Consider the following 24,892-nt stretch of genomic DNA (forward strand, 5'->3'; position numbering starts at 1 on the left):
ACCGCCGCGCCAAAACAGGTATTGGATAGCGGCTGGATACAGATTTGTCGACCCGTTGTCGACAATCAATATACACAAGTCGCATATCGGCCCCGGCGACCGGCCGATGCCGGCGGCGCTTCCCCTGGGTCGAACGGCCGGATCGGGGGCCGCTTAAAGCGCGATGCTCCTGGTCGTACGCCAGTCCGCTGCGATGTAGGACTGGATCTGTTGAACGATCTGGTCCGCATGGGCAATCGCCAACGCGTCGGCGCGCACGACGTCCCCGGCCGCGATGGCATCGATCATGTCTTCGTGCTCGGTGACGTACCGTCGGGGCAGTTCGTCATTGAAGGAGGAGTAGTAGAGCCGCAGGATCCGCCGGCCTTCGTCCAGCAGACGCGAAAAAAGATCGATGTAGTATCGGTTCCCTCCCGCCTCGGCGATGGCGACGTGGAAATCGCGGTTGGTCGCGATCATCAAGAGCGGATCGCGCGCCTCGACGCTGGCTGCGAATGCGCTCTGGAATTCCCGTATCCTCTCGAGGTCGGCAGCGGTGCGGTTGACCGCCGCCTCGCGCGTCGTAACGCGATACATGAGCGTCAGCGCATCGAAGAAATCCGACAGGTGCAGAAAGTCGATCGGCGCGACGATCGTGGCCCTGTTCGTAAGCGTCGTGATCAGATTATCGGCCGCAAGACGCACAAGCGCCTCGCGGATCGGCGTCCGCGACATCTCGAACCGTTCGGACAATTGCGCTTCATCGAGGGGGCTCCCGGGCGGCAATGTCAGATCGATGATCTCGCGCCGCAACGTCTCATAGACAGTCGTTACGCCGGAGCCGCGTTTGCGCTTGTCTCCACCATCGGCCGACACCGAACCCTTCGTCATGCGAACCTCTTCAAGTTTTGTTGCCTCAACCTACCCCAATCTGCGCGCGAAACAACTGAAGTTCACTTTGTATTTTTTTTGTCGACAACGTGGACGCACGTTGGTATCCAAGTGACGTGGCGCCAGCAAGAGGGGGTCGGCATGCACATCGGAACCGTTGGGACAAAGAGATTCGGCGCGCCCCTCGCGCAGGCCATGGTGCGTGACGGCCAGCACGGCAAGCCCGGTGCGCCCTTTTTCATCGCGCCCTCAGTCAAGTTGCTGGCGATTGCGCATCGCCCTGCCGGCGCAGCGCGCCGCATAGCCCGATAAGGACGATATGACCCTGATAGCCTTTACAAATGCACGTCTGCCCGATCTTGAAGCGGAGACCCTCACCGAGCCGACCGCGGTGACCGTCGACGGCGGCAGGATCGTCGGAGTGGGCCGACCGGTCCCCGCAGATGCGCGCGTGATCGATCTTGCCGGTCAGACGCTTATGCCGGGCCTGATCGACAGTCACTTCCACGTCGTCGCACACTCGCTGAACCTTTGGGCCAATGCCATCGCGCCCGATTCCCTCGCCGCCTTTCGGGCCGCCGCGGTAATGGAGGAACTGCTCGACCGCGGCTTCACGACAGTACGTGATCTTGGCGGGGCCGACCTGGGCCTCGTGCGCGCGGTTGAGGACGGCTATATCGACGGACCCGACCTCGTCATCTGTGGCAAGGGCCTGTCCATGACCGGTGGGCACACCGATTTGCGCGAGCGCACCGACGTGCGCCCCGATGCACTCGGCTGGCGGCTGGGCAATATGGGCGTCCTCGTGGACGGCGTCGACAACGTGCGCGCGACCTGCCGCAAGATGCTCAAGGAAGGCGCCCGTTTCATCAAGGTCATGGCCAATGGCGGCGTGTCCTCCCCCAACGACCCCATCGACTCGATCCAGTATTCCGACGATGAGATCCGCGCGATGGTCGAGGAAGCGCGCAACGCCAACACCTACGTCTCGGCCCATGTTTATCACGATGCCGCCATCCGCCGCTGCGTCGAGCTCGGGGTCCATTCGCTCGAACACTGCAACCTGATAACGCCCGAGACGGCCCGCCGGGCGGCGGATGCGGGCTGCATCGCCGTCCCGACGCTCGTCGCCTACGAGGGTCTCAAGCTTGAAGGCGCCGCGCTGGGGCTGGGCGCATCGGAACAGGCAAAGATCGACGTGGTGCGCGACCGTGGCCTTGAAAGCCTCGCCATCATGCGCGATGCCGGCCTTCCCATGGCATTCGGCACCGACCTTCTGGGCGAGTTGCGAAAATATGGCGGCATGGAATTCGACCTGCTCGCAAAAGTGCTCACGCCCGCCCAGATCATCGAGAGCGCTACGATAGTGGGCGCGCGGCTCTGCGGTCTTGAGGGCAAAATCGGCGTCATCGCGGAGGGCGCGCGCGCCGATATGATCGTCGTCGACGGCGACCCGTTTGCCGACGTCACGATACTTGGAAAACCCGAAAAGCACCTGACCCGCGTCATCAAGGGGGGCCGCATCGCCCGCGAGACCGACCACGCCGGAGGCAAAAGCGCATGACGGCGCAGCCCTACGATATGGCCCAGGTCGCCAAGGCGCTCGCACGGCCCAACTCCGCCGTTCCGCTCTTTGCCTATGTGCGCGAGGGCCTCATTCGCGACGTGGGTTGCGGGCTGATGACCGCCTCCATCTACGATCTCGAGGCCATGCGCAGCCGTCGCGTGTTCACCGACAACGACCAGGCCTACCAGATCGGCAATTTCAAGCGGCTCGACCGCAACCGGTACTACGAAACGGTGATCGAAGCGGCCCAGCCGTTTTCCACGACCCGTATCGAACAGATCGCCGAAGTGTTCTTCGACTGGGAACACATAGAGGCGCTCGGCTATGGCTCAAACCTGAACCTGCCGGCAATCGCCGATGGCAAAGTCATCGGAACCATCAACCTTCTCGAGAAGACCGGGCATTACACGCCCGAGCGTGTCGCACGCGCCATGGCGTGGCAGCCGCTGGCAACGCTGTGCTTTCTGCTGCTCATGTCCGGCGATCCCGAGACTGCCGATTTCCTTGGCCGCCCTCACGCGAGCGGGGCGGTCATCGAAGGCGCGCACGACCAACTAGGCGCGCGTCCACTGACCTGAATTTCATATGTCCAAAGGGAGTCTAGACTATGAAGACCATTGCAAAACTCGCCCTTGCCGCGACGGCTATGAGCCCGTTTGCCGCCATGGCACAGGACGATTCGATCTCCATCGCCTATCTGGCATCCTCGAGCCAGAACGGGTTTAACCAGGCCATCTTCGACGGCATCCAGCGCGCCGCCGAACAGTACGACAACGTATCGGTTGAAATCTTCGACGGCGAGTTTTCCGCGCCGGTGCAGTTCAGCCAGGTCGAAGATCTCGTCGCCGCGCAGCGCTTCGACGGCATGATCGTGACGCCGAACGACACCGTCGGCATCGCAACGGCGCTCGAAGACGCCGCCGCCGCGGGCGTCAAGGTCGCCGCGACCCTGTTCCCGATCGGCCCCGATCTCACCAACATGGAGCCGCAGGTTGAAGGCCTCGTCACCACGGTCGCGTCCGACCCCTCCATCGGCGCCCGGCGCCAGGCCGAGGAAGTCGTGGCCTATTGCGAGGACAAGGATCCCTGTAAAGTCGTCGTGCTGATCGGCCAGCTGGTCTTCCCGTTCGACAACCTGCGCTACGAGACCTTCCAGAGCGTGCTCGGCGAACACGACAACATTGAAATCGTGGCAACGGGCGAAGGCAACTACAGCCCGGAAACCTCGATGACCGCGATGCAGGACATTCTGCAGTCCAACCGGGATGTCGATGTGGTGCTCTCCAACGCCGACCAGCACCTGATGGGCGCCGAAATCGCCATTCAGGATGCCGGGCTCGATCTTGAGAGCATCTACCTGATCGGCGCCGGTCTGAACCAGATCGCCGTCGACGCGATCCGCTCGGGCATGTGGGATGCATCGCTGGCCCAGTTCCCGCGCTCGATGGGCGAGGCTGCGCTGCATTCGATGGTGGCCGCGATCAAGGGCGAAGAGGTGGAAACCTGGATCGACGAATCCAAGCTCGGCGATTCCCCGGCCGTCGTGACCCAGGAATGGCTCGAGGAAAACCCCGAATTCGAAGCCGAATGGCAGGGTTGATCCAACATTGAGCGCGCGCCGGCGCCCCCCGGGGTGCCGGCGCGCTTTCCGAACCGAAAGGATGGCCATGACCGAACCCGAAATCGCCGTTCGCGTACGGGGCGTCGCCAAAAGCTTCGGCGGCACCCGCATCCTGAACGACATCACCATCGATTTCATCAAGGGCGCGGTGCACGCGCTGGTCGGCGAGAACGGCGCGGGTAAATCCAGCGTCGGCAAGATCATCGGCGGATATTATTCTGCCGACGAGGGCACGGTGGAAATCGACGGCGAGGCGGTCACCCGTTTTTCGCCGCGCGACGCGCTCCAGCGCGGCATCGCGATGATCCACCAGGAGCTGCAGCTCGTTCCGGAACTGACAGTGCTCCAGAACGTGTTCCTCGGCCAGGAAACCAATCGCGGCGGAGTGCTGGTCGGGGGCGACCTCGGCCGGTTCCGGACGCTCGAGGAAACCTGCGAATTCGGCCTCGACCCGCACGCGAAAGTCGCCTCCCTGCGCATTGCCGAACGCCAGAAGGTCGAAATCATGCGCGCCGTGGCGCGCGACGCCAGCGTCATCATCATGGACGAGCCGACCTCGTCGCTGACCGAGGACGAAGCCGATCGCCTCCATGCCTTGATCGCGCGGCTCAAATCGCGCGGCACCACGGTCATTTATGTGAGCCACTTCCTCGACCACATCCTCGCCAATTGCGACCGCGTGACGATCATGCGCGACGGGGCGGTGATCCGCACCGCCCCTGTCGAAGGCGAGACCAAGCAGTCCCTGGTCGATTCGATGCTGGGACAGGCTTCCGAGATCATCTGGCCGGACCTTCCCGCGCCGCCCGCGCACGATGTCACGCCCATCGCGCAAATGCACGACGTTGCGACGACGGCCGGACTGCGCGATATCAACGTTTCGATCCGCCCCGGCGAAATCGTGGGGCTCATCGGCCTTGTCGGTTCCGGGCGAACCGAAGTCGGCCGGGCCCTGTTTGGAGCCGATCGCATCCTGCGGGGCAACTACACCATCGATGGCGTTCCCCGGAACAACCTCGCCATCCATGAGGCGGTAAAAAGCGGCATCGCGCTTGTTCCCGAAGACCGGCGCAAGGAGGGTCTGGTTCTGACCCAGACCACCCGCCCCAACGTAAGCCTCGCATCGCTCGACCGGATCAGCCGCCTGGGCGTTCTCAACGCCCGGACCGAGCGCGACCGCGTCAGCGCCATGATCAGGCACTTCGGCATCGTTCCGGCCAGGGTCGACGGCGAAGTCGCCTTCTATTCGGGCGGCAATCAGCAAAAAGTGCTTTTGTCCAAATGGGCTGTCGACAAGCCCCGATTGCTGATCCTCGACGAGCCCAGCCGGGGCGTCGACATCGGCGCGCGTCAGCGCATCCATGAATTCATCGTGGAGATGGCGGCAGCCGGCGTCGGCATACTGCTTATTTCCTCGGAAATCGAAGAAGTCATCAACCTCTCCCACCGCGGATACCTCATGAGCGAAGGCCGTATCTTCGAAGAGGTCAATTGCCGCGAGCTTACCGTGCAGGACGCGCTGAACCGCATCTTTCGCGAACAGGGCCAGGACGCACACCCACACGAAGGGGTCACCGCATGAGCGCAACAAATACCTCAGACAAGCCAGTGTTCCGCATCGACTGGATTTCCATCGGCAACTTCGCCCGCCAGTACGGCGTGCTCGTCATCATTGGCGCGCTTCTGATCGGGCTGAGTTTTGCGTCCGAGAACTTCTTCACCGCGCGCAACCTGCTCAATATCCTCAACCAGAGCGCCCCCCTCGCCATCATCGCCTGCGCGCTGACGCTGGTGATCATCGGGGGCGGGTTCGATCTCTCCACCGGCGCCATATTCGGCGTCGCCTCGGTCGCGGCGGGCTGGCTGGCGGTCAATGTCGACCCCTATCTCGCCATTCTTGCCGGACCGGTCATCGGCATAATGCTGGGCGGGATAAACGGACTGATCATCACCGGGTTTGGCGTTCACTCGTTTCTCGTCACCCTGGCGACGAGTCTCGTCTACCGGGGCGTCGCGATCCTGATTACCGGAGGCTCGCTCATTCCCGTCCGTATTGCCGAGTTCTCCTGGCTGGGCCGCGAGCGCATCGGAATTGTCAACGTTGCGGTGATCGTCCTGCTTCTCTTCATGGCGCTGATGACGTTCCTGCTCAACCAGACGACCTTCGGCCGCAAGGTCTTTGCGGTGGGCGGCAACGAAGAAGCTGCGATCCTCTCGGGCATTCGCACCAAACTGGTCAAGATCATGACCTTCTGCCTGTCAGGAGGCGCCGCCGGGCTGGCGGGCGTGATCAGCGTGTCGCGCATCTCCATGGCCGAACCCCAGGCCGGCGTCGGCATGGAGCTCGAAGCCATTGCCGCGGTGATCCTCGGTGGCACCTCGATTATGGGCGGCTCGGGAGCCGTGTGGCGCTCGGTCTCGGGCGTCCTTCTGATCGCCCTGATCGGAAACGGCTTCAACATCCTGAACGTGAACCCGTTCTTCAAGGATCTCACAACCGGCGTGATCATCGTCATCGCCGTGGCTCTGGCCGCCTCCGCACGAAGACGCTGAGGCCGCAACCAAGGCCCGAAACCCGGGCACGTCGAACACTTTTTATCCGGCGACCGGCGGATTGACGCCAGTCGCCCTCCCCGCCCTGCCAGGAGACTGCGATGGCTGACACAATCACGCGTGTTTCGACCGACGTCGGCGGCACCTTCACCGACCTCGTCTATTTCGAAACCGATACGGCAACCGGCACCCAGACGGTGCGCACCGCAAAATCGGACACCACGCCGCCCAATTTCGAGCAAGGGGTGCTCAATGTCCTCGACCGCGCGCAGGTGGACATCGGCGCGATCGACATGTTCGCCCACGGCACCACCGTGGTCATCAACGCACTGACCGAACGCAAGGGCGCCAAGGTCGGGCTGATCACCACCAAAGGTTTCCGGGATTCCATCGAGATCGGCCGGGGCAACCGCCCCGACTTTTTCAACCTGCGGTACCAGAAGCCGGCCCCGTTCGTGGAGCGCTACCTCCGCCATGAGATCGAGGGACGCATGGACTATCGCGGGAACGAAGTGACCCCGCTCAATCTCGATACCCTGGACGAAACGCTCGATGCGTTCCGCGCCGATGGCGTCGAGGCCGTCGCGATCTGTCTGCTGCACGCCTACGCCAACACCGCCCACGAGGTCAAACTCGCCGAGGAGGTGCGCAAACGGTGGCCCGAGGTCGCCGTCGTGGCGTCCCATCAGATCACCCGCGAATGGCGCGAATACGAGCGGACCAACACGACGATCCTTTCGGCCTATGTGCAGCCCAAGGCCCAGCGGTATCTCGAGAAACTCGAAACCGGTCTGTCCGACAAGGGCTATCGCGGACAGCTTTTCATCATGCAGTCCAATTGCGGCGTCGACTCGCTCGAGGCGACGAAGGCCGTGCCGATCACCATGGTGGAGAGCGGCCCGGCGTCGGGCTTCTGGGGCGCGGCCGAACTGGGCCGGATCATCGGCGAACCCGACGTTCTGGCGCTCGATATCGGCGGCACGACGGCCAAGTGCTCGCTGATCCTGAACGGGCAGGCCACCGTAAAGACCGATTACTGGATCGAGCGCGACAAACGGTCCGCCGGCTATCCGATCATGGTTCCCGTCGTCGATCTGGTCGAAATCGGCAATGGCGGCGGATCGATCGCATGGGTCGACGACTTCGGCAAGTTGCATGTCGGTCCCCATTCTGCCGGCGCCGCCCCCGGCCCGGCCGCCTATGGGCGTGGCGGGACCGACGCCACCACCACCGACGCGAACCTCGCGCTTGGCCGCATCAACAAGGACTATTTCTGCGGCGGCACGGTCGAGGCCGATATGGACGCGCTCACGGGCGCTTTCGAACGCCTTTCGGGCAAGCTCGGTGTTTCGCCCATCGAGGCCGCGCGCGGCATCGTGCGCATCGCCAACTCCAACATGGTCAATGCGCTGAAGCTGGTTTCGGTGAACCGCGGCTTCGACCCGCGCGACTTCACGCTCGTGGCCTTCGGCGGTGGAGGGCCAATGCACGCCGTTGCGCTCGGGCAGGAACTGGGCGTGAAAAAGGTCGTCATTCCGCGCGGCGCACCGGTCTTTTCGGCCTGGGGCATGATGATGTCCGATCTGCGCCGCGATTATTTCGCAACCCGGCTTCAGGACGCGGACGACGCCGCAGCGCTCGATACGCTTCTCCACCACACCATGGAACTGGCCCGCGACGAATTCGCCGCCGAGGGTGTCGGCCGCGACGCCGTCAAGCTCGTACCGCAGATCCGCTGCCGGTATCAGAACCAGGAGTTCGGCGTCGAGATCCCCATTCCTCCCGGCCCGGTGACGGCGGAGACGGTCCAGAAGATGATCGCCGATTTCCACGTCGCCTATGAGCGCGAATACACCTATACGCTCGACGCCGCAGTCGAGGTGACCGGCATCCACCTCATCGCCTCGAGCGAGGTGGGCAAGCTCGACATCGTCCCGCTCCCCACAACCGGTGCCACCGTCGAAGATGCGATAAAGGGCAAACGCACGGTCGATTACGCGACCGACGGCGTGCACGAGGCGGTCATTTACGACGGCGACAAGCTCGAGCCGGAGATGTCCTTCCCCGGTCCGGCGATCATCGAGGATTCCGGGACCACGGTCGTCGTCCATCCGGGCAACCGCGTGAGCATCGACGCGTATGGCAACACTCATATCCACATCCGGGGCTAAGACATGAACAAGCACAGCCAGATCGCACACGACCCCGTCACGTTCGACATCATCCAGAACGCGCTTGAAGCGGTCGCCGACGAGATGTTCGTCGCCCAGCGCAAGGCCTCGATGAGCGCCATCATCTACGAGGTGCTCGACCTGTCGACCTCGATCCTCGACGCCAAAGGCGAAATCGCCGCCTCCGGCGCCGGTATTCCCGCCTTCATCGGCGTGCTCGACAAGGCCATCCACGGCATTCTCAAGAAATTCCCGCTCGAGACGATCAAACCCGGCGACGTCTTTGCCTCCAACGACCCCTATTATGGCGGCGTCACGCACCTGAACGACATGGTTCTTGCGTCCCCGGTGTTTTCCGACGGCAGGCTTGTGTCCTGGGTGGCGAACATCGCGCATTGGAACGACGTGGGCGGCATGGTTCCGGGCTCCATGTCATCGGATGCGACCGAGATCTTTCAAGAAGGGGTCCGGATACCCGCGGTGAAGCTCTTTGAGGAAGGGCGCGAAAACACAGCCGTGTTCGATATCCTCTATACCAACACGCGCCTGCCCGAATACCTCCGGGGTGACCTCTGGGCCGGCATTGCCGGGCTGCGCATCGGCGAGCGTCGCATCCATGAGCTGATCGCAAAATACGGCACCGAAACGTTCGAAGCGGCGGTAACCGACTACATGACGCTGGGCGAAACCCGCGCCCGTGCCGCGTTGAAAACGCTTCCCCACGGCACCTACACGTTCGAGGAAGAGCAGGACACAGGTCAGATCCACCGCGTCAGCCTGACCATCACCGCGGACGATTTCATTGTCGACCTCACCGACAACCCGGCGCAGTCGGGGTCGTCCAACTCCTCGCGCGAAGGCACGGAAATCGCCGTTCAGCTGGCGTTCAAGGCGTTCACCGACCCCGAGGCACCCGGCAATGGCGGCTTTTTCCGCCCCCTCAGCGTCAAGACGCAGCCGGGCACGATCTTCCACGTCAAGGAGCCGGGCGCCCTCGGCTACTATTCGGAGGTCGAAATCCGCCTCTTCGACATGCTCCTGCGCGCGCTCGCGCATCATTTTCCCGGCGTGGTCCCGGCAGGCAATTTCGCCTCGATCTGCGGCACCGTTGTCGGCGGCCCCCATCCCGAGACCGGACGGCACTATACGATCGTCGAGCCGCAGGTCGGCGGCTGGGGCGCCTGGGAGGGCCATGATGGTCCGTCCGGGCAGTTCTCGGGCTTCCACGGCGAAACCTTCAACTGCCCTGCCGAAGTGGCCGAGGCGCGTTACGGGCTCTGTGTCGATCAGGTGGCGTTGAACGCGGAGCCGGGCGGCGAGGGCCAGTGGCGCGGCGGCAAGGGCATCGACGTGCACTATCGCGTTCTTGCCGATCACAACTTCCTGTCCCTGGGCTATACGCGCTCGCGGATCCCGCCCTGGGGTATCGAGGGCGGCCTCGACGGCTCGACGAACTATGTCGAAGTGCGGCGCCGCGACGGAGGTTCGGAACGCTTCTCGTTCGCCACAAATGTCGAGGTGAACAAGGGAGACGTGATCCGCGTCGTGACGGGCAATGGCGGCGGCTGCGGCGATCCCGGCAAGCGCTCCCCCGAAAGCATCGCCCGCGACATCAAGAACGGATACCTCACGCCCGAGCGCGCCCGTGAGGTTTATGGATACGAGGGCTGACCCCGCGCGGGCCCGCCCCATGCGCTCCGGGACCCCTCCCGGAGCGTCCCCAACCCGATGGTGAGACGAACGCACATGGCACCGGACAGAACCGAACTGGCCGCCGAGCTCGACTCGGCACTCACGACGCTGCACGGCGCCCAGACCGACTGGCTCGCCCGGCTGGTTTCGTTCGACAGCGTTCGCGGCAACGTTGCGCCCTGTCAGGAATGGCTCGCCCGGGAATTCGCCGGTCGCGGCTGGAGCGTCGACAGCTTCACCATCGACGATGTCGATATCGCCGGAAAACCCGGCTACTCGCCGGTCGTGGATACCGACTACACCGACGCCCGGATTGTCGTCGCCACCCATGATGTCGAGCAGCCCGCCGGGCGCAGCCTGATCCTTCAGGGCCATATCGATGTCGTTCCCCCCGGTGCACCCGAACTCTGGCCCCACCCGCCCTTCGAGCCCCAGGTGAAGGATGGCTGGATGTCCGGTCGCGGCACCAACGACATGAAGGTCGGGGTGGCCGAAATGGTCTTCGCCCTCGATGCGCTGCGCGCGGTGGGCTACGTGCCCGATGCGCGGGTCCACATCCAGACGGTCTGCGAAGAGGAATGCACCGGCAACGGCGCGCTCGCCACGCTCGAGCGCGGCTACCGCGCGGACGCGGCCCTCATACCCGAAAGCCTCAATGGCCAGCTGTTGCGCGCCGAGTTGGGCTCGGTATGGTTCCGCGTGCGCATCCTGGGCGCCCCCGGCCATGTGCTTGCGACCGCCGGCCCGGGCGCCAATGCGATTCTCGCCGGATACGACTACGCCGGGGACCTCGCCAATCTCACTGCCGAGATCAACAACGAGGCACGCGACCACCCCTGGTTCGGCCATATCGAAAACCCGGTGAAATTCAGCCTCGGCAAGATCCGCGGCGGCGACTGGCTCGGCTCCGTCCCGTCATGGTGCGAGATCGAATGCCGCATGTCCGTGCTGCCGGGCACATCGCTTTTCGAGATGCGCGAGCGCGTCAGCGCGTGCATCGCCGGAACCGCAAAGCGCCTGGGCGGAGCGTTCGACCCCGTCATCGACTGGATTGGCTTCCAGGCCGACGGGCATGTCTTCCTCCCCGGCAGCGACGCCGAGGCGACCCTAGCCAGCGTGCACGAATACGTGACCGGCCACCCCCTCGAGACCTTCAGCCAGACCGCGACGTCGGACACCCGGCAGTACGACCTCTATTACGGCATCCCGACCCTGTGCTACGGCGGCCATGGCGAAGGAAGCCATTCGCCATCCGAGCGCACCAACCTCGCCTCGATGCAGGAGACGACAAAGATCATCGCGCTCTTCATCGCCGACTGGTGCGGCCTGCGCCCGGTCTGACGACAGCCTCGATCGCGGAACGCCACGCGCGTAAACTGATCGCTCTCTTCATTGAACATAAAAGACGATATTGACGCCTGCTGACCCGGGGAATACCCTTCATCCATGGTTGAAAAGGATACCCACATTGTCGCCCGTTTGGCCGGCATCCCAGTAGGCGGGATGCCGGGACATCGGCCGCAATAAACGATCTTAGCGGACGGTACCTTGGCCTCGCCCCTCGTGGACGAGGCTTTCCGCATGAGCATTGTGCCTCGTCCATCGTCATAGATGGAGTTTATCATGGCACAGAATATCTACGACAATCCCGAGTTCTTCGCCGGCTACAGCCAGTTGCCTCGCCAGGTGTACGGCCTGGACGGCGCGCCCGAATGGCCCGCCATCCAGGCAATGTTGCCAGAGGTGGCGGGGAAGCGCGTTCTTGACCTCGGATGTGGCTTCGGCTGGGCTTCCCGATGGATGCGCGAGCAAGGCGCAGCCTCGGTCCTGGGCCTTGATCTTTCCGAGAACATGATCCGCCGGGCGAAAGCGGATACTGTCGATCCTGAAATCGAGTACCGCATTGCGGATTTGGAAAACCTCGAATTACCGCCAGCTGCTTTCGATCTCGCCTACAGCGCCCTGACGTTTCACTACATCAGGGATTTTGAGCGTCTTGTACAAACGCTTCACAAATCCTTGGCGCCAAGCGGAAGACTGGTTTTCACTATCGAGCATCCGATCTTCATGGCCGCCACCCATCCACATTGGATTACCGATGAGGATGGACGCAATACATGGCCCGTCAACCGTTACTCCGATGAAGGCGAACGCCGTACGGATTGGTTTGCGAAAGGTGTATTGAAGTATCACAGGAAGATCAGCACCACGCTGAACGCGCTGATCAGGACCGGCTTCGCTGTTCTTGCCGTTGAGGAGTTTGCTCCATCGGCAGAGCAGATCAGAGCGAAACCCGAACTGAAGGAGGAAATTGAGAGGCCGATGATGCTTCTCATATCCGCAGCGCGCTAACCCGCCTGCTTTCGCGCTTCTGGATCGCCCGCAGGAGAGCGGCGGGCGGTACAGCCAGCAATTGAACCAACGTGCGGCCGAGGCCGACATGCGCCTCTACGACGCAATCGAGGGCATGCTGAGAAGCTCGGCCCATCAGGGCCTCACAGGCGCGGCCGTGCGGGAAATGGCGGAGAGGGAGGGATTCGAACCCTCGGAACGCTCGCGCGCTCAACGGTTTTCGAGACCGCCCCGTTCGACCACTCCGGCACCTCTCCGTCTTGGGCGTCAAGGCACGCGGTTGCGCGCCCCGGCCGGTCGTTTGGGTGGGCGCCTTATGACATAGCCCGATTGCCCCCGCAACACCTTGTTTGAACGCAGGCCCACCGCTTGGTAAAGTTTTTTCCATGAGCCCGGAACCGCCCGCCCTGCCGCTGTTCGTCTATGGCACGCTGCGCGATGCGCACGTGCTCGCCGCCGTCATCGGCCGCCATCCGGCCCCCGCCGAAATATCCCCGGCCAGCGCGCCGGACTTTCGCGCGGTCTACTATCCCGGCCACACCTTCCCCGCCATCGTCCTCGCCCCGGGCGTATCGGCCCCCGGCCTCCTCCTTTACGGCCTCACCGAACCCGAAACGGCGCTCCTCGACGCCTATGAGGGCGACGACTACGTCCGCGCGCGCCTCACCGTCACGGCCGAAGGCGGTGCCCGCACCGCCTGGGCCTATCTCCCCACCGCCGCCATTCCCGCCGGCGCGCCCGGCTGGACGCTCGAGCGCTGGAACGAAATCCACCGTCCGCGCATACTGGATAAAGACCGAGAGGAGGACGCCAATGTATGACCGCGACACCGTTGAAACCGCAGCCGGCGCGCTGACCATCATCCCCATCCACCACGCGACACTCGCCTTGGAGTGGAACGGCAAGACCGTCTTCTGCGACCCCGTCGGTGCCATCGACCGCTACAAGCACTTTGCCGAACCCGACCTGATCGTCCTCACCCATCACCACCAGGATCATTTCGATTTGCACACCCTGGACGCACTCGTGGGCGACGATGTGCGGCTTGTCGCCCCACAGGTCGTCTACGATCAGCTGCCATCCGACATCGCGGGCAAGACCACGCTCCTGGCCAATGGCGATACCGCGGAGATCGCCGGCATCGGCATGCGCGCCATCCCCATGTACAACACCACCCCCGACCGGCTGAAATACCACGAGAAGGGCGTCGGCAACGGCTATCTGTTCGATTTCGCCGGCACCACGGTCTATCTCGCCTCCGATACCGAGCCCACCGAGGACATGCGGCATCTGGGCAGGGTCGACGTGGCCTTCTTCCCCATGAACCTGCCCTTCACCATGACCCCCGATCAGGTCGTCGAATGCATCGGCAGGGTCAAGCCCGCAATCGCCTACCCCTTCCACTACCGTTTCCCGTTCGACAAACCCGGCTTCGCGCCGGAAACGCTCAAGGCCATGCTGCCGCCCGAGAGCGAAACGAGGATCCAGGTGCACGACTGGTACAGGGACGTCTGAAGGCAACGCCGGAACCCTTGACTCCCGCCCCGTTTGCCACCATAACCCCACCATCTCGCGCATGGACCCGTTCCGTGCGCGTATCTGTTATTGGAAATTCGCAGTCAGAGGCCGCCCGCCGGACACTCGATCCGGCAGTTGAAAGAAGCCCGCGGGACTTGAATTCGGGGCACCCCGCGGCGCCATAAGGCGCGAGAAAAGCAAAAGGCCCGGGACCATCCCGGGAAAAGGAAAGAATATGTTTGCAGTCATCAAGACCGGTGGCAAGCAGTACAAGGTTGCGGCCAACGACCTCGTGCGCGTCGAAAAGCTCGCTGGCGAAGCCGGTGACACCGTCACCTTCGAAAACGTCCTGATGGTCGGCGAGAACGCCGACGTCACCCTCGGTTCCCCGCTGGTTGACGGCGCGCTGGTGGCCGGTGAGGTCGTCGAGCAGTTCCGCGACAAGAAGGTCATCGTTTTCAAGAAGAAGCGCCGCCAGGGCTACCGCCGCAAGAACGGCCACCGCCAGGAACTGACGCTGGTGCGCATCACCGAAATTCTGACCGGCGGCGCCAAGCCCTCGGGCAAGAAGGCCGCTGCGCCCAAGAAGGCCGCCCCCAAGAAAGCGGAAACCAAGGCTGAAGACGCTCCGGCCAAGGCCGAAACGAAGGCCGAGGCGCCCGCCGCCGACTTCAAGGACGACGTCAAGCTCATCGGCGGCGTCGGCCCCGCACTGGAAAAGAAGCTCGCCGACCTCGGCGTCACGAGCCTCGCCCAGATCGCCGAATGGACCAAGGACGACATCGAGCGCATCGACGGTGAATTGAACTTCAAGGGCCGCATCGAGCGCGACGACTGGATTGGTCAGGCCAAGAACCTGATCGCCGGCAAGCCCGCGCAGTAACCGGCCGAACCTATTTAAGAGGACTTGAAAAATGGCACATAAAAAAGCAGGCGGTTCGTCCCGCAACGGTCGCGATACAGCCGGCCGCCGTCTCGGCGTCAAGAAGTTCGGTGGCGAAGCTGTCGTCGCCGGCAACATCATCGTGCGCCAGCGCGGCACCAAGTGGCACCCGGGCACCAATGTCGGCCTCGGCAAGGACCACACGATTTTCGCGCTCGTCGATGGCAAGGTGACCTTCCAGACCAAGTCTGGCGGCAAGAGCTTCGTCTCCGTCGAGCCGGCAAAGGCCGCCGAATAACGGTAGGTCTCTGGAGCGTTTCCAAAAAAGGTGGATACCGGCTTTTCGGTTCGGAAACGTGACCATTAGATGCGGACGCTGCCGGAGACCTTCTCCCCGGCGCTTCGCTCCGATAGAGTTGCAGGGGAGCCGGTCGCCGGCTCCCCTTTTTCGTACGAGCCGGACTGCCCGTGATGGATGCAAAAGCCGACATAACGCCAATCGTCTCGGACCGCCTCGTCCTGCGCCCGCCGGTGCTTGACGATGCGCCCGACATCACGCGGCTGGCCAACAACGAAAAGCTGCACGCGGTCCTTGCGCGGGTCCCCTATCCCTACACCGAGGCCGACGCCGTCGATTTCATCACCAATGTCGTTTCCGCGCCCAATGAGCGCATCTACGCCATAACGCTGGCTCGCACCGGCGCGCTTGTCGGCGTCATCGGCCTGACCTTTGCCGATGGCAAGCCGCCCGAACTGGGTTACTGGCTCGGCGAGCCCTATTGGGGAAACGGGTATGCAACCGAGGCGGTAAACGCCATCCTGGGCGCCGTCACCGCATCCGAGCCTGTGATCGCGGCCCGCGTCATCGCGACCAACCGCGCCTCGTGCGCCGTGCTCGAAAAGGCCGGCTTCGTCCTCACCGGCGAAGCGATCGACGATTGCGGTCCCCACAAAGGCGTCATGGTCGCGGACTACCGTTACGAGGCGGGATAGCTCAACCGATGCGCGCGCAGCCCGAAATCGTCACCGACCGCCTCACCCTGCACCGCCCGCGCCTGCGCGACGCGCCGCGCATCGCCGCGCTTTTGAACAATTACGAGGTGACGAAAAACCTCGCCCGCGTGCCCTACCCATACACCATGAACATGGCCGTCGACTGGCTCCTGCGCCAGCGCAAGGAGTGGAGCCCCGAATCCGTGACCTTCGGCATCTACACCGAGCGCGCCGGGCTCATCGGGTTTTGCGGCACCCACCGCGAGGGCCAGGATGCCGAAATCGGCTACTGGCTGGGCGAGCCCTATTGGGGCATGGGCTACATGACCGAGGCGGTCGAAGCGGTCATCGCGTGGTACTTCGACAATTCCGGCGCCAACCGGCTGATTTCCGGCGTCTTCCATTTCAACGCCGCCTCCCTCGCCATTCAGAACAAGTTCGGCTTCGTCCAGACCGGTATCGGCAAAAGAATCTGCCTTGCCCAGGGCACCGAGATCGACCATATCGAAACGCTCGTCACCCGCGATACGTTCTACGCCGCCCTCGCGGCGCGCCAGACCGCGCCGCTGCCCGCCACCCGGCGCGGCGAAAGCGGCCTTTAAGTTCAGTGAGTTAAAAATGAAGTTCCTCGACCAGGCCAAAGTTTATGTGCGCTCCGGCAACGGCGGCGCCGGCGCGGTCGCGTTCCGGCGCGAGAAATATGTCGAATTCGGCGGCCCCAATGGCGGTGACGGCGGGCGCGGCGGCGACGTCATCGTCGAATGCGTCGACGGGCTCAATACGCTGATCGACTATCGCTACCAGCAGCACTTCAAGGCCGGCACCGGCACCCACGGCATGGGCTCGAACCGCACCGGCCCCGACGGCAAGGACGTGATCCTGAAGGTCCCGGTCGGCACGCAGATTCTCGAAGAGGACAACGAAACCCTGATCGCCGACTTCACCGAAGTCGGCCAGCGCGCCGTTCTGCTCAAGGGTGGCAATGGCGGCTTCGGCAACGCGCATTTCAAATCCTCGACCAATCAGGCCCCCCGCCGCGCCAATCCCGGCCAGGAGGGGGTCGAAAAGTGGATCTGGCTGCGATTGAAGCTGATCGCGGATGCCGGGCTCGTCGGCCTGCCCAATGCCGGCAAGTCGACTTTCCTCTCCGCCGTCACCGCCGCTAAGCCCAAGATCGCGGACTATCCCTTCACGACCCTGCATCCGGGCCTCGGCGTCGTGCGCATCGGCGCGCGCGAATTCGTTCTCGCCGATATCCCGGGTTTGATCGAAGGCGCCTCAGAAGGCGCCGGGCTGGGCGACCGGTTCCTGGGCCATGTCGAGCGTTGCGGCGCCTTGATCCACCTTGTCGACGCCACCGCCGAGGACATCGTCGGCGCCTACCGCACGGTCCGGCACGAGCTCGAAGCCTATGGCCACGATCTTGAGACCAAGGAGGAAATCCTCGCGCTCAACAAGATCGACGCCGTGCCCCCCGAAGAGCTGGCCGAAAAGAAGGCCGCGCTCGAAAAGGCCTCCGGCAGCGCGGTCCTGACCATTTCCGGCGCCACGGGGCAAAACGTCGACGCGGTGCTGTTTGGCGTCCTCGAAATCCTTGACCACAACGCCGACAACGCCACCCGCGATGCCAAGGCCGAGCCCGCCGAAAAATGGGAACCGTGATGGACGCCGCGGCCACAACCCCGAATGCGCTCGCCGGCTTTAAGCGCCTGACGATCAAGATCGGGTCGGCGCTGCTCGTCGACGGCGCCACCGGGAAACTGCGCAAGGACTGGCTCGCGGGGCTGGCCGAAGACATCGCCGCGCTCAAATCCGGGGGCTGCGAGCTCGTCATCGTCTCCTCGGGCGCCATCTCGCTCGGCCGCCGCCTTCTGGGCCTCACCGGCAAGGCGCTGACACTCGAACAAAGCCAGGCCGCCGCGAGCGCGGGCCAGATCGCACTCTCCCAGGCGTGGACCGAACACCTCGGCCACCACGGTATCGTCACCGGGCAGATCCTTTTGACCCCCAACATCACCGAGGAGCGGCGCTACTTTTTGAACGCCCGCACCACGGTCAATACGCTTTTGGGGCTCGGCGCGGTCCCGATCATCAACGAGAACGATTCCGTCGCCACCGCCGAGATCCGCTATGGCGACAACGACCGGCTCTCCGCCCGCGTCGCCACCATGATCGAGGCCGACGCGCTGGTGCTCCTTTCGGACGTCGACGGGCTCTATACCGCCCCGCCCGCGCGCGACCCCGCCGCCAGGCACATCCCGGAAGTCGCCGAGATCACCGCCGAGATCGAGGCCATGGCCGGCGGCGCGGCGAGCCACCTGTCGCGCGGCGGCATGACCACCAAGCTCGAGGCGGGAAAGATCGCGACCAAGGCCGGCACCGCCATGCTCATTGCGCTCGGCACCCGCGACCACCCTCTTGAGGCGCTCACGGCCGGCTCCCGCCACACCCTGTTTTTGCCCGCGCCCACCACCACCGCGGCGCGCAAGCGCTGGATCATGGGAACGCTCGATATCGCGGGCCACATCACCATCGACGATGGCGCCGTCCGCGCCCTCAAACAGGGCCGCTCGCTCCTGCCCATCGGCGTTCTCAAGGTGACCGGCAATTTCGCCCGCGGCGACACCGTCGCGATCCTCGACCTCGAGGGCCGCGAGATCGCCCGCGGCCTCGCCGGGCTCGACCGCGAGATGGCCGACCGCGTAAAGGGTCAGAAATCGGACCTCATCCGCGATCTTCTTGGCCCCGACACGCGCACCGAGCTTGTGCACAGGGACAATCTTGTGCTTTTGACAGCGTAATTTATTTGGGGAGGTCCGCGGAAACATGAGCGCCATCGCACAAGATCGTCCTGTCGCCGAGATCATGGCCGAGATCGGCCGCAAGGCGCGCGCCGCCGCGTCCGTGCTCGCGCACACCGCGAGCGCGAAAAAGGACGTTGCGCTCAAAGCCGCCGCCAGGGCCATCGACGCCAACCGCGAGACGATCCTCGCCGCCAACGCCCGCGATCTCGAGGCCGCGAAAGCCAATGGCATGAGCGCCGCCTTCCAGGACCGGCTGACCCTCACCGACGCCAGGATCGACGGCATCATCGAGGCGCTCGAAACCGTCGCAGCCCTCCCCGACCCCGTCGGCACCGTCCTCGCGCAATGGGAGCGCCCCAACGGGCTCAACATTTCCCGCGTCCGCACGCCTTTAGGCGTCATCGGCGTCATCTTCGAATCGCGCCCCAACGTAACCGCCGACGCCGGCGCGCTCTGCCTTAAGGCCGGCAACGCGGTGATCCTGCGCGGCGGTTCGGACAGCGTCCATTCCTCCCGCGCCATCCATGCCTGTCTCGTAGATGGGCTCAGGGCTGCGGATATCCCCGAGGACGCCATCCAGATCGTTCCCACCACCGACCGCGCCGCCGTGGGCGAAATGCTCAAGGGCCTCGAGGGCAATATCGACGTCATCGTCCCGCGCGGCGGCAAGGGCCTTGTCGGGCGCGTCCAGGCCGAAGCCCGCGTCCCCGTCTTCGCGCACCTCGAAGGCATCGTGCACGTCTACGTCGATAAAAGCGCCGATCTTAAGACCGCCGTGAGCGTCATCGCCAATGCCAAGATGCGCCGTACCGGCATTTGCGGCGCCGCCGAAACGCTCCTGATTCATCGTGATGTCATCGACACCCACGTGGACCCGATCCTCGATGCCCTCATCGAGCGGGGCTGCGAGATCCGTGCCGACGAAACCATCCGCGCAAAACGCCCCGATTCCAAGGCCGCGACAGAAGAAGACTGGCGCACCGAATACGAGGACGCGATCATTTCGGTGAAGGCTGTCGATTCCATCGATTGTGCCATTGTCCACATCGAAAAATACTCCTCCCACCACACAGAAGCGGTCATCGCCGAGGACCCGGACGCCGCCGAAAAATTCTTCAATGAAGTCGATTCCGCGATCCTCATGCACAACGCCTCGACCCAGTTCGCCGATGGCGGCGAGTTCGGCTTCGGCGGCGAAATCGGCATCGCCACGGGCAAGATGCACGCCCGCGGCCCGGTCGGCGTCGAGCAATTGACGAGCTTCAAATACCTCGTACGCGGCAACGGGCAGACCCGTCCTTGACCACCGCGACGCCCCGTATTCCCGGCATCACAGAGCTGCCGCCCTCGGCCCCCGGCATGACCATCGGGCTCTTCGGCGGCAGCTTCAATCCGGCCCATGACGGGCACCGGCTCGTCTCGCGCGAGAGTATGAAACGCCTCGGCCTCGACGCCCTCTGGTGGCTCGTGACCCCGGGCAACCCGTTGAAAGACCACACCGAACTTGCCCCGCTCGAGACCCGCGTCCGCGCCGCCCGCGCCCTCGTCGACCACCCCCGCGTGTCGATCACCGGCTTTGAGGCCGAGCACGGTTTCCGCTACACCTACGACACGCTGAAATTCCTCACCACCACCATGCGGGACCGCAAGTTCGTCTGGATCATGGGCGCCGATTCGCTTTCGAACTTTCACCGCTGGGACCGCTGGGAAGAGATCTTCGAACTGCTCCCCATCGCCGTCTACGTCCGCCCCGGCTCCACCCGCCGCGCGCCCTTCTCGCGCGCCGCAATCCGCTACCGGAGCGCCCGCATCGACGAGACCGACGCCCGCCTCCTGCCCCATTTGAAGGCCCCCGCGTGGGTCTTTTTGAACGGCCTCATGAGCTCGCTATCCTCAACGGAAATCAGACAAAATGGGGCCCGTCGCAAATCCGACATCAAGTAATGCTGCACTCAAATTGCGCCCCTGCCCTTGGCAAACCGAAGGTCGAGGCGCATATTGAAAAGGCTCCAATCCGATGGTCGGTTTGGTAGCTGTGAGAGAGCAAAGGAAGAGAAAACCGTCTTCATGACCCATGGTTCTTCGCACCGGGCGGAGGGTTCGCTTTAATGGCGCCAACGCCCAGCACCACAGCGGCACGCGCCGCGAATGCTCAAAAGGCCGACATTAAGATCCCCCTGCGTGATCTTGTCCTCTCAACCCTTGAGGACGCCAAGGCCGAAGATACGATCGCCATCGACATCACTGGAAAATCGTCCCTGTCGGACCACATGGTCGTGACATCGGGCCGTTCCGCGCGTCACGTCTCCGCCATCGCCGACCAGCTGGTGAAGGCGCTCAAAGACGCCGGATACGAAAAGCCCCGCATCGAAGGCCTGCCGGCCGCCGATTGGGTGCTGGTGGATGCCTCCGATGTGATCGTGCACATTTTCCGCCCCGAAGTTCGCGAGTTCTACAACATCGAAAAGATGTGGGCCGCGGAATTCGGCGCAGACGCGCATTGATCCCGACCTAGAACCGGGATGCGCGTAGCTCTTGTTGCTGTCGGGCGCATGAAGGATGGGCCCGAGCGAGGGCTCGTGTCGCGCTATCTCGACCGCGCCGCAGCCACCGGCAAGCCCCTCGGGCTTACCGGCTTTTCGGTGGTCGAACTTGCCGAATCCCGCGCCTCGAGCGCCGGCGCCCGCAAGGCCGAGGAAGCCCGCGCCCTCCGCGCCGCGCTCCCCGAAAAATCCGTCGTAATCGCCCTCGACGAACGCGGAAAATCCCTTTCGAGCGATGACTTCGCCGGCCGGATCGAGGCCTGGCGCGACATGGGCCGCGCCGACCTCGTCGTCCTCATCGGCGGCGCCGACGGCCTCGCCCCCGAGATCCGCGAAAGAGCCGATCTCGTCCTCTCGTTTTCCCCCATGACCTGGCCGCACCAGATCGTCCGCGTCATGGCCGCCGAACAACTCTACCGCGCCACCACGATCCTTGCCGGCCACCCCTACCACCGGGGGGATTGACAGCGCCGTGCATACCCTCCCGATCCCCCATCAAAGTGCACAAAACCGCCATGCGCTCTGGTATTGTGTCCACTGATTCGGAGGTTCGCTATTCCTGGTATTGAGCGGCATAAGAGCGGCTTTGACAGCCCTGGCGCAAAACGGGCGGCACGGGTGGCTCTGGCCTGCGCCCTTCTTGCTGCGGCAATGCTGCCCGCAGCCGCACAGGAGCAACCTGGCGAGGCGCTGCCAAACCCCGAGGACATCGCCAACAGCGACCTCGACACGGCCACGCAGAGCGCCAACGCCAATCTCCAGGAAGTTCAGGCCGAGATCGACCTAAACGCCGGGCGCATTGAGGAAATCCGCGCCGAGATCGAAGCGCTCGACGGAGATGCGGCGCGCCTGAGTGCCGAGCTCGTCGCCGCCGGCCGCCGTGTCGATCTCGCCGCCGAGGACGTCCGCGTCATCGAGGAACGCCTCGAAGCGCTCTTTGCCGAAGAGCGCGGGATCCGCGCCCGGCTCGACGGCCACGACCGCTCGATCTCCGGCCTCCTCGCATCCCTCCAGCGCATTTCCGCCAACCCACCCCCGGCGATGATCGTCAACCCCTCCGACGCCGTCGGCTCGGCCCGCGCCGCCATGCTCCTGGGCTCGGTACTGCCCCAGCTCCAGGACAGCGCCGCCGAGGTCACCGAGGACCTTGAAGCCCTCCAGGCGCTCAAGTCGGACGTCGAGGCCGAAGCGCAAGAACTGTCCGCCAACCTTCAGACCCTGCGCGAGGAGCGCCTGCGCATCTCCACCATCATCCAGGCCCGCACCCGCGGCATGGAATGGCTTTCCGAAGACCTGCTGGTCGAGCAGGCCGAAGCCCAGGCCCTGGCCGATCGCGCGACCTCTCTCGAACAATTGATCGCCGGGCTCGAAACCCGCATCGCCGCCGTAACGGCCGCCGATGCCGCCACCCGCGCCGCCAATGCGGGGCAGACCGTCCCCCCGCTCGACGTGGAAACCCTGCGGATCGCCTTCTCGGACGCGACCCGCACCGAGCCGGCCGTTCCCCTTGTTTCCGCTCGCGGATTCCTCGCCCAGCCGGTCTCTGGCGAAAGCTTCCTGCCCTACGGCGCCGCCGACGGCTATGGCGGCACGGCTCAGGGCATCGCCATTGCGGCGGAACCGGGGGACGAGGTCGTCACCCCCGCCGATGGCTGGGTGGTCTACAAGGGCCCCTTCCTCAATTATGGCCAAATCATCATACTCAATGCCGGGCAGGACTATATGATCGTTCTGGCCGGCCTGAACCGTATAGACGTCGACGAGGGACAATTCGTTAGAATGGGGCAATCCCTCGGGACGATGGGCGAAAGCCCGATCGGGCACCTGCTCGCAGCCAACCCCGACCTGACCGGCCCCACGCTCTATGTTGAACTCAGAGAGGGCGGCATTCCCATCGACCCGGAAGGCTGGTGGCGCGCCGAACCTTTAATAGCAGAAAGTGGAACCAGCTGATGGTAGTTATTCCCCGCCGCGTCATCGCCCTGAGTCTGGCCGTGATCTCGGCGTTCGCCCCCCTCGCAATCTCGGCGCAGGATACCCAGACCGATGCGGCCCGGACCCAGGCCGACGAGCAGGAACTCTACCGCCAGCTCGAGCTTTTCGGTCTCGTCTTCGACCGCATCCGCGCCGAATACGTCGAGGCGCCTGACGATATCGAACTCATCCGCGCCGCCATCGACGGCATGCTGACCTCGCTCGATCCCCATTCGGCCTATCTCAGTCCCGAAAGCTTCGCCGACGTGCAGGAAGACACCTCGGGTACTTTTGGCGGTCTGGGCATCGAAGTCACCATGGAAGAAGGCCTGGTCAAGGTCGTCACTCCCTATGACGACAGCCCCGCCTCCCGCGCCGGCATCCTCGCCAACGACCTGATCGTCGAAATTGACGGCCAGCAGGTGATGGGCATGACGCTCGACGAAGCGGTCGAGTTGATGCGCGGCGAAATCGGCACCGACATCGATATTCTGGTTTCCCGCGAGGGCGCCGACGATCTCATCGAGATGACGCTGACCCGCGACATCATCGAGGTGTCCGCCGTACGCTGGAGCAACGAGCGCGAGGTTCCGATCATCCGCCTGTCGCGCTTTTCCGGCCAGGCCTATTCCGGCCTCGAGGACGCCGTGCGCGAAATCTTCGAGGAAAATGGCGGCAACGCCCCCAAGGGCATTATCCTCGACCTGCGGAACAACCCCGGCGGGCTCGTCGATCAGGCCCATTTCGTCGCCGATGCGTTTCTGTCGCAAGGCAGCGTGGTCCTGACCCGCGGCCGCGTCGACTCCCAGAGTGCCCGCTATGACGCCCGCCCCGACGACCTCGACGCGATGCTTGAGGATGTGCCGGTGATCGTTTTGATCAACGGCGGCTCGGCCTCCGCCGCCGAAATCGTCGCCGGCGCGCTGCAGGACCACGGCCGCGCGACCCTCGTGGGCACGCGGTCTTTCGGCAAGGGCTCGGTCCAGTCGATCATCCCGCTGGGGATCGACGGCGCCATGCGCCTGACCACCGCGCGCTACTACACCCCGAACAACCGTTCGATCCAGGCGCTCGGCATCAACCCGGATATCGAGATCTTCCAGGACGTGCCCGAGGAATTCCAGGGCCGCGACGAGATCATCGGCGAAGCAGGGCTGGCCGGGCATATCGACGGCGAGGCCGAAGAGGAGGCCTCGGTCGGTTCGTCGGTCTACGTGCCCGCCGACCGGGCCGAGGACAACCAGCTCCAGTATGCGGTCGACCTGATCCTCGGCGAAGCGGAGAACGAGAAGTTTCCGCCCAACCCCGAGGTGACCTTCGCCCAGACGCAAGCCGGCGAATAGTGCTATAG

At 64.2% G+C, this 24,892-nt stretch carries 24 protein-coding genes and 1 tRNA gene; 23 read left to right on the forward strand and 2 right to left on the reverse strand.

The window, feature by feature from the left end; all coding sequences use genetic code 11:
- Positions 1 to 153: 153 nt before the first annotated feature.
- On the reverse strand, positions 154 to 870 hold the full coding sequence (locus LSG43_RS16130) for a GntR family transcriptional regulator (RefSeq protein ID WP_231806111.1): 717 nt from the start codon (positions 868 to 870) through the stop codon (positions 154 to 156).
- Positions 871 to 1,189: 319 nt separating this feature from the next.
- On the opposite strand from LSG43_RS16130, the gene LSG43_RS16135 reads away from it, so the two are divergent.
- The 9 genes from LSG43_RS16135 to LSG43_RS16175 all read left to right on the forward strand — a co-directional run bounded on the left by LSG43_RS16135 (position 1,190) and on the right by LSG43_RS16175 (position 12,826).
- Positions 1,190 to 2,434: a metal-dependent hydrolase family protein gene (locus LSG43_RS16135; RefSeq protein ID WP_231806113.1), complete on the forward strand. Its 1,245-nt coding sequence runs from the start codon at positions 1,190 to 1,192 to the stop codon at positions 2,432 to 2,434.
- Entirely contained in the window at positions 2,431 to 3,015 is a 585-nt protein-coding gene (locus LSG43_RS16140; RefSeq protein ID WP_231806115.1) for a hypothetical protein, read from the forward strand. The genes LSG43_RS16135 and LSG43_RS16140 overlap by 4 nt, the downstream gene beginning before the upstream one ends.
- Positions 3,016 to 3,044: 29 nt before the next feature.
- Positions 3,045 to 4,037: a sugar ABC transporter substrate-binding protein gene (locus tag LSG43_RS16145; protein WP_231806117.1), complete on the forward strand. Its 993-nt coding sequence runs from the start codon at positions 3,045 to 3,047 to the stop codon at positions 4,035 to 4,037.
- 67 nt (positions 4,038 to 4,104) lie between these two features.
- Positions 4,105 to 5,640, forward strand: a complete 1,536-nt coding sequence (locus LSG43_RS16150; RefSeq protein WP_231806119.1) for a sugar ABC transporter ATP-binding protein — start codon at positions 4,105 to 4,107, stop codon at positions 5,638 to 5,640.
- A complete protein-coding gene (locus LSG43_RS16155) occupies positions 5,637 to 6,611 on the forward strand; it encodes an ABC transporter permease (RefSeq protein ID WP_231806121.1) in 975 nt (324 codons plus the stop codon). The genes LSG43_RS16150 and LSG43_RS16155 overlap by 4 nt, the downstream gene beginning before the upstream one ends.
- Positions 6,612 to 6,712: 101 nt before the next feature.
- A complete protein-coding gene (locus tag LSG43_RS16160) occupies positions 6,713 to 8,782 on the forward strand; it encodes a hydantoinase/oxoprolinase family protein (RefSeq protein ID WP_231806123.1) in 2,070 nt (689 codons plus the stop codon).
- Positions 8,783 to 8,785: 3 nt separating this feature from the next.
- A complete protein-coding gene (locus tag LSG43_RS16165) occupies positions 8,786 to 10,453 on the forward strand; it encodes a hydantoinase B/oxoprolinase family protein (protein ID WP_231806125.1) in 1,668 nt (555 codons plus the stop codon).
- A gap of 75 nt (positions 10,454 to 10,528) precedes the next feature.
- Positions 10,529 to 11,815, forward strand: coding sequence for an ArgE/DapE family deacylase (locus LSG43_RS16170; protein WP_231806127.1), 1,287 nt, complete (start codon positions 10,529 to 10,531; stop codon positions 11,813 to 11,815).
- 282 nt (positions 11,816 to 12,097) lie between these two features.
- A complete protein-coding gene (locus tag LSG43_RS16175; RefSeq protein WP_231806129.1) occupies positions 12,098 to 12,826 on the forward strand; it encodes a class I SAM-dependent methyltransferase in 729 nt (242 codons plus the stop codon).
- Positions 12,827 to 12,993: 167 nt separating this feature from the next.
- Here LSG43_RS16175 and LSG43_RS16180 read toward each other — a convergent pair.
- A tRNA-Ser gene (locus LSG43_RS16180) sits at positions 12,994 to 13,083 on the reverse strand.
- A 129-nt stretch (positions 13,084 to 13,212) separates the two neighbouring features.
- Between LSG43_RS16180 and LSG43_RS16185 the strand changes: the two genes are divergently transcribed.
- The 14 genes from LSG43_RS16185 (at position 13,213) to LSG43_RS16250 (ending at position 24,884) form a co-directional block, all read left to right on the forward strand.
- A complete protein-coding gene (locus LSG43_RS16185; RefSeq protein WP_231806131.1) occupies positions 13,213 to 13,647 on the forward strand; it encodes a gamma-glutamylcyclotransferase family protein in 435 nt (144 codons plus the stop codon).
- Positions 13,640 to 14,341, forward strand: coding sequence for an MBL fold metallo-hydrolase (locus LSG43_RS16190; protein WP_231806133.1), 702 nt, complete (start codon positions 13,640 to 13,642; stop codon positions 14,339 to 14,341). Before LSG43_RS16185 ends, LSG43_RS16190 begins: the two co-directional genes overlap by 8 nt.
- A gap of 238 nt (positions 14,342 to 14,579) precedes the next feature.
- Positions 14,580 to 15,227 carry a 50S ribosomal protein L21 gene (locus tag LSG43_RS16195; protein ID WP_231806135.1) on the forward strand — a complete coding sequence of 216 codons (648 nt, stop codon included), beginning with the start codon at positions 14,580 to 14,582 and terminating at the stop codon, positions 15,225 to 15,227.
- Positions 15,228 to 15,258: 31 nt separating this feature from the next.
- A complete protein-coding gene (gene rpmA, locus LSG43_RS16200) occupies positions 15,259 to 15,525 on the forward strand; it encodes a 50S ribosomal protein L27 (protein WP_231806137.1) in 267 nt (88 codons plus the stop codon).
- Positions 15,526 to 15,698: 173 nt separating this feature from the next.
- Positions 15,699 to 16,220 (forward strand): GNAT family N-acetyltransferase, encoded by a 522-nt coding sequence (locus LSG43_RS16205; protein ID WP_231806139.1) that lies wholly within the window; start codon positions 15,699 to 15,701, stop codon positions 16,218 to 16,220.
- 8 nt (positions 16,221 to 16,228) lie between these two features.
- Complete coding sequence (locus tag LSG43_RS16210; protein WP_231806141.1) at positions 16,229 to 16,822, forward strand: GNAT family N-acetyltransferase; 594 nt, start codon at positions 16,229 to 16,231, stop codon at positions 16,820 to 16,822.
- Positions 16,823 to 16,838: 16 nt separating this feature from the next.
- Positions 16,839 to 17,882, forward strand: coding sequence for a GTPase ObgE (obgE, locus tag LSG43_RS16215; protein ID WP_231806143.1), 1,044 nt, complete (start codon positions 16,839 to 16,841; stop codon positions 17,880 to 17,882).
- A complete protein-coding gene (gene proB / locus LSG43_RS16220; RefSeq protein WP_231806145.1) occupies positions 17,882 to 19,021 on the forward strand; it encodes a glutamate 5-kinase in 1,140 nt (379 codons plus the stop codon). Before obgE ends, proB begins: the two co-directional genes overlap by 1 nt.
- Positions 19,022 to 19,046: 25 nt before the next feature.
- On the forward strand, positions 19,047 to 20,327 hold the full coding sequence (locus LSG43_RS16225) for a glutamate-5-semialdehyde dehydrogenase (RefSeq protein WP_231806147.1): 1,281 nt from the start codon (positions 19,047 to 19,049) through the stop codon (positions 20,325 to 20,327).
- Positions 20,324 to 20,968 carry a nicotinate-nucleotide adenylyltransferase gene (locus LSG43_RS16230; protein ID WP_255714697.1) on the forward strand — a complete coding sequence of 215 codons (645 nt, stop codon included), beginning with the start codon at positions 20,324 to 20,326 and terminating at the stop codon, positions 20,966 to 20,968. The genes LSG43_RS16225 and LSG43_RS16230 overlap by 4 nt, the downstream gene beginning before the upstream one ends.
- 164 nt (positions 20,969 to 21,132) lie before the next feature.
- Entirely contained in the window at positions 21,133 to 21,528 is a 396-nt protein-coding gene (gene rsfS / locus LSG43_RS16235; protein WP_231806149.1) for a ribosome silencing factor, read from the forward strand.
- 18 nt (positions 21,529 to 21,546) lie between these two features.
- Complete coding sequence (rlmH, locus tag LSG43_RS16240) at positions 21,547 to 22,032, forward strand: 23S rRNA (pseudouridine(1915)-N(3))-methyltransferase RlmH (RefSeq protein WP_231806151.1); 486 nt, start codon at positions 21,547 to 21,549, stop codon at positions 22,030 to 22,032.
- 153 nt (positions 22,033 to 22,185) lie between these two features.
- Positions 22,186 to 23,520, forward strand: a complete 1,335-nt coding sequence (locus LSG43_RS16245; RefSeq protein WP_231806153.1) for a murein hydrolase activator EnvC family protein — start codon at positions 22,186 to 22,188, stop codon at positions 23,518 to 23,520.
- On the forward strand, positions 23,520 to 24,884 hold the full coding sequence (locus LSG43_RS16250) for a S41 family peptidase (protein WP_231806155.1): 1,365 nt from the start codon (positions 23,520 to 23,522) through the stop codon (positions 24,882 to 24,884). The genes LSG43_RS16245 and LSG43_RS16250 overlap by 1 nt, the downstream gene beginning before the upstream one ends.
- Positions 24,885 to 24,892: the final 8 nt, after the last annotated feature.

The sequence above is a fragment of the Pelagibacterium xiamenense genome, from assembly GCF_021166475.1.
In the GTDB taxonomy this organism is placed as follows: Bacteria; Pseudomonadota; Alphaproteobacteria; order Rhizobiales; family Devosiaceae; genus Pelagibacterium; species Pelagibacterium xiamenense.

Bases quoted from the DNA above. Each gene is read 5' to 3' on its own strand.
- LSG43_RS16130 (WP_231806111.1), bottom strand. From the start codon at position 870: ATGACGAAGGGTTCGGTGTCGGCCGATGGTGGAGACAAGCGCAAACGC.
- LSG43_RS16135 (WP_231806113.1), top strand. From the start codon at position 1,190: ATGACCCTGATAGCCTTTACAAATGCACGTCTGCCCGATCTTGAAGCG.
- LSG43_RS16140 (WP_231806115.1), top strand. From the start codon at position 2,431: ATGACGGCGCAGCCCTACGATATGGCCCAGGTCGCCAAGGCGCTCGCA.
- LSG43_RS16145 (WP_231806117.1), top strand. From the start codon at position 3,045: ATGAAGACCATTGCAAAACTCGCCCTTGCCGCGACGGCTATGAGCCCG.
- LSG43_RS16150 (WP_231806119.1), top strand. From the start codon at position 4,105: ATGACCGAACCCGAAATCGCCGTTCGCGTACGGGGCGTCGCCAAAAGC.
- LSG43_RS16155 (WP_231806121.1), top strand. From the start codon at position 5,637: ATGAGCGCAACAAATACCTCAGACAAGCCAGTGTTCCGCATCGACTGG.
- LSG43_RS16160 (WP_231806123.1), top strand. From the start codon at position 6,713: ATGGCTGACACAATCACGCGTGTTTCGACCGACGTCGGCGGCACCTTC.
- LSG43_RS16165 (WP_231806125.1), top strand. From the start codon at position 8,786: ATGAACAAGCACAGCCAGATCGCACACGACCCCGTCACGTTCGACATC.
- LSG43_RS16170 (WP_231806127.1), top strand. From the start codon at position 10,529: ATGGCACCGGACAGAACCGAACTGGCCGCCGAGCTCGACTCGGCACTC.
- LSG43_RS16175 (WP_231806129.1), top strand. From the start codon at position 12,098: ATGGCACAGAATATCTACGACAATCCCGAGTTCTTCGCCGGCTACAGC.
- LSG43_RS16185 (WP_231806131.1), top strand. From the start codon at position 13,213: ATGAGCCCGGAACCGCCCGCCCTGCCGCTGTTCGTCTATGGCACGCTG.
- LSG43_RS16190 (WP_231806133.1), top strand. From the start codon at position 13,640: ATGTATGACCGCGACACCGTTGAAACCGCAGCCGGCGCGCTGACCATC.
- LSG43_RS16195 (WP_231806135.1), top strand. From the start codon at position 14,580: ATGTTTGCAGTCATCAAGACCGGTGGCAAGCAGTACAAGGTTGCGGCC.
- rpmA (WP_231806137.1), top strand. From the start codon at position 15,259: ATGGCACATAAAAAAGCAGGCGGTTCGTCCCGCAACGGTCGCGATACA.
- LSG43_RS16205 (WP_231806139.1), top strand. From the start codon at position 15,699: ATGGATGCAAAAGCCGACATAACGCCAATCGTCTCGGACCGCCTCGTC.
- LSG43_RS16210 (WP_231806141.1), top strand. From the start codon at position 16,229: ATGCGCGCGCAGCCCGAAATCGTCACCGACCGCCTCACCCTGCACCGC.
- obgE (WP_231806143.1), top strand. From the start codon at position 16,839: ATGAAGTTCCTCGACCAGGCCAAAGTTTATGTGCGCTCCGGCAACGGC.
- proB (WP_231806145.1), top strand. From the start codon at position 17,882: ATGGACGCCGCGGCCACAACCCCGAATGCGCTCGCCGGCTTTAAGCGC.
- LSG43_RS16225 (WP_231806147.1), top strand. From the start codon at position 19,047: ATGAGCGCCATCGCACAAGATCGTCCTGTCGCCGAGATCATGGCCGAG.
- rsfS (WP_231806149.1), top strand. From the start codon at position 21,133: ATGGCGCCAACGCCCAGCACCACAGCGGCACGCGCCGCGAATGCTCAA.
- rlmH (WP_231806151.1), top strand. From the start codon at position 21,547: ATGCGCGTAGCTCTTGTTGCTGTCGGGCGCATGAAGGATGGGCCCGAG.
- LSG43_RS16250 (WP_231806155.1), top strand. From the start codon at position 23,520: ATGGTAGTTATTCCCCGCCGCGTCATCGCCCTGAGTCTGGCCGTGATC.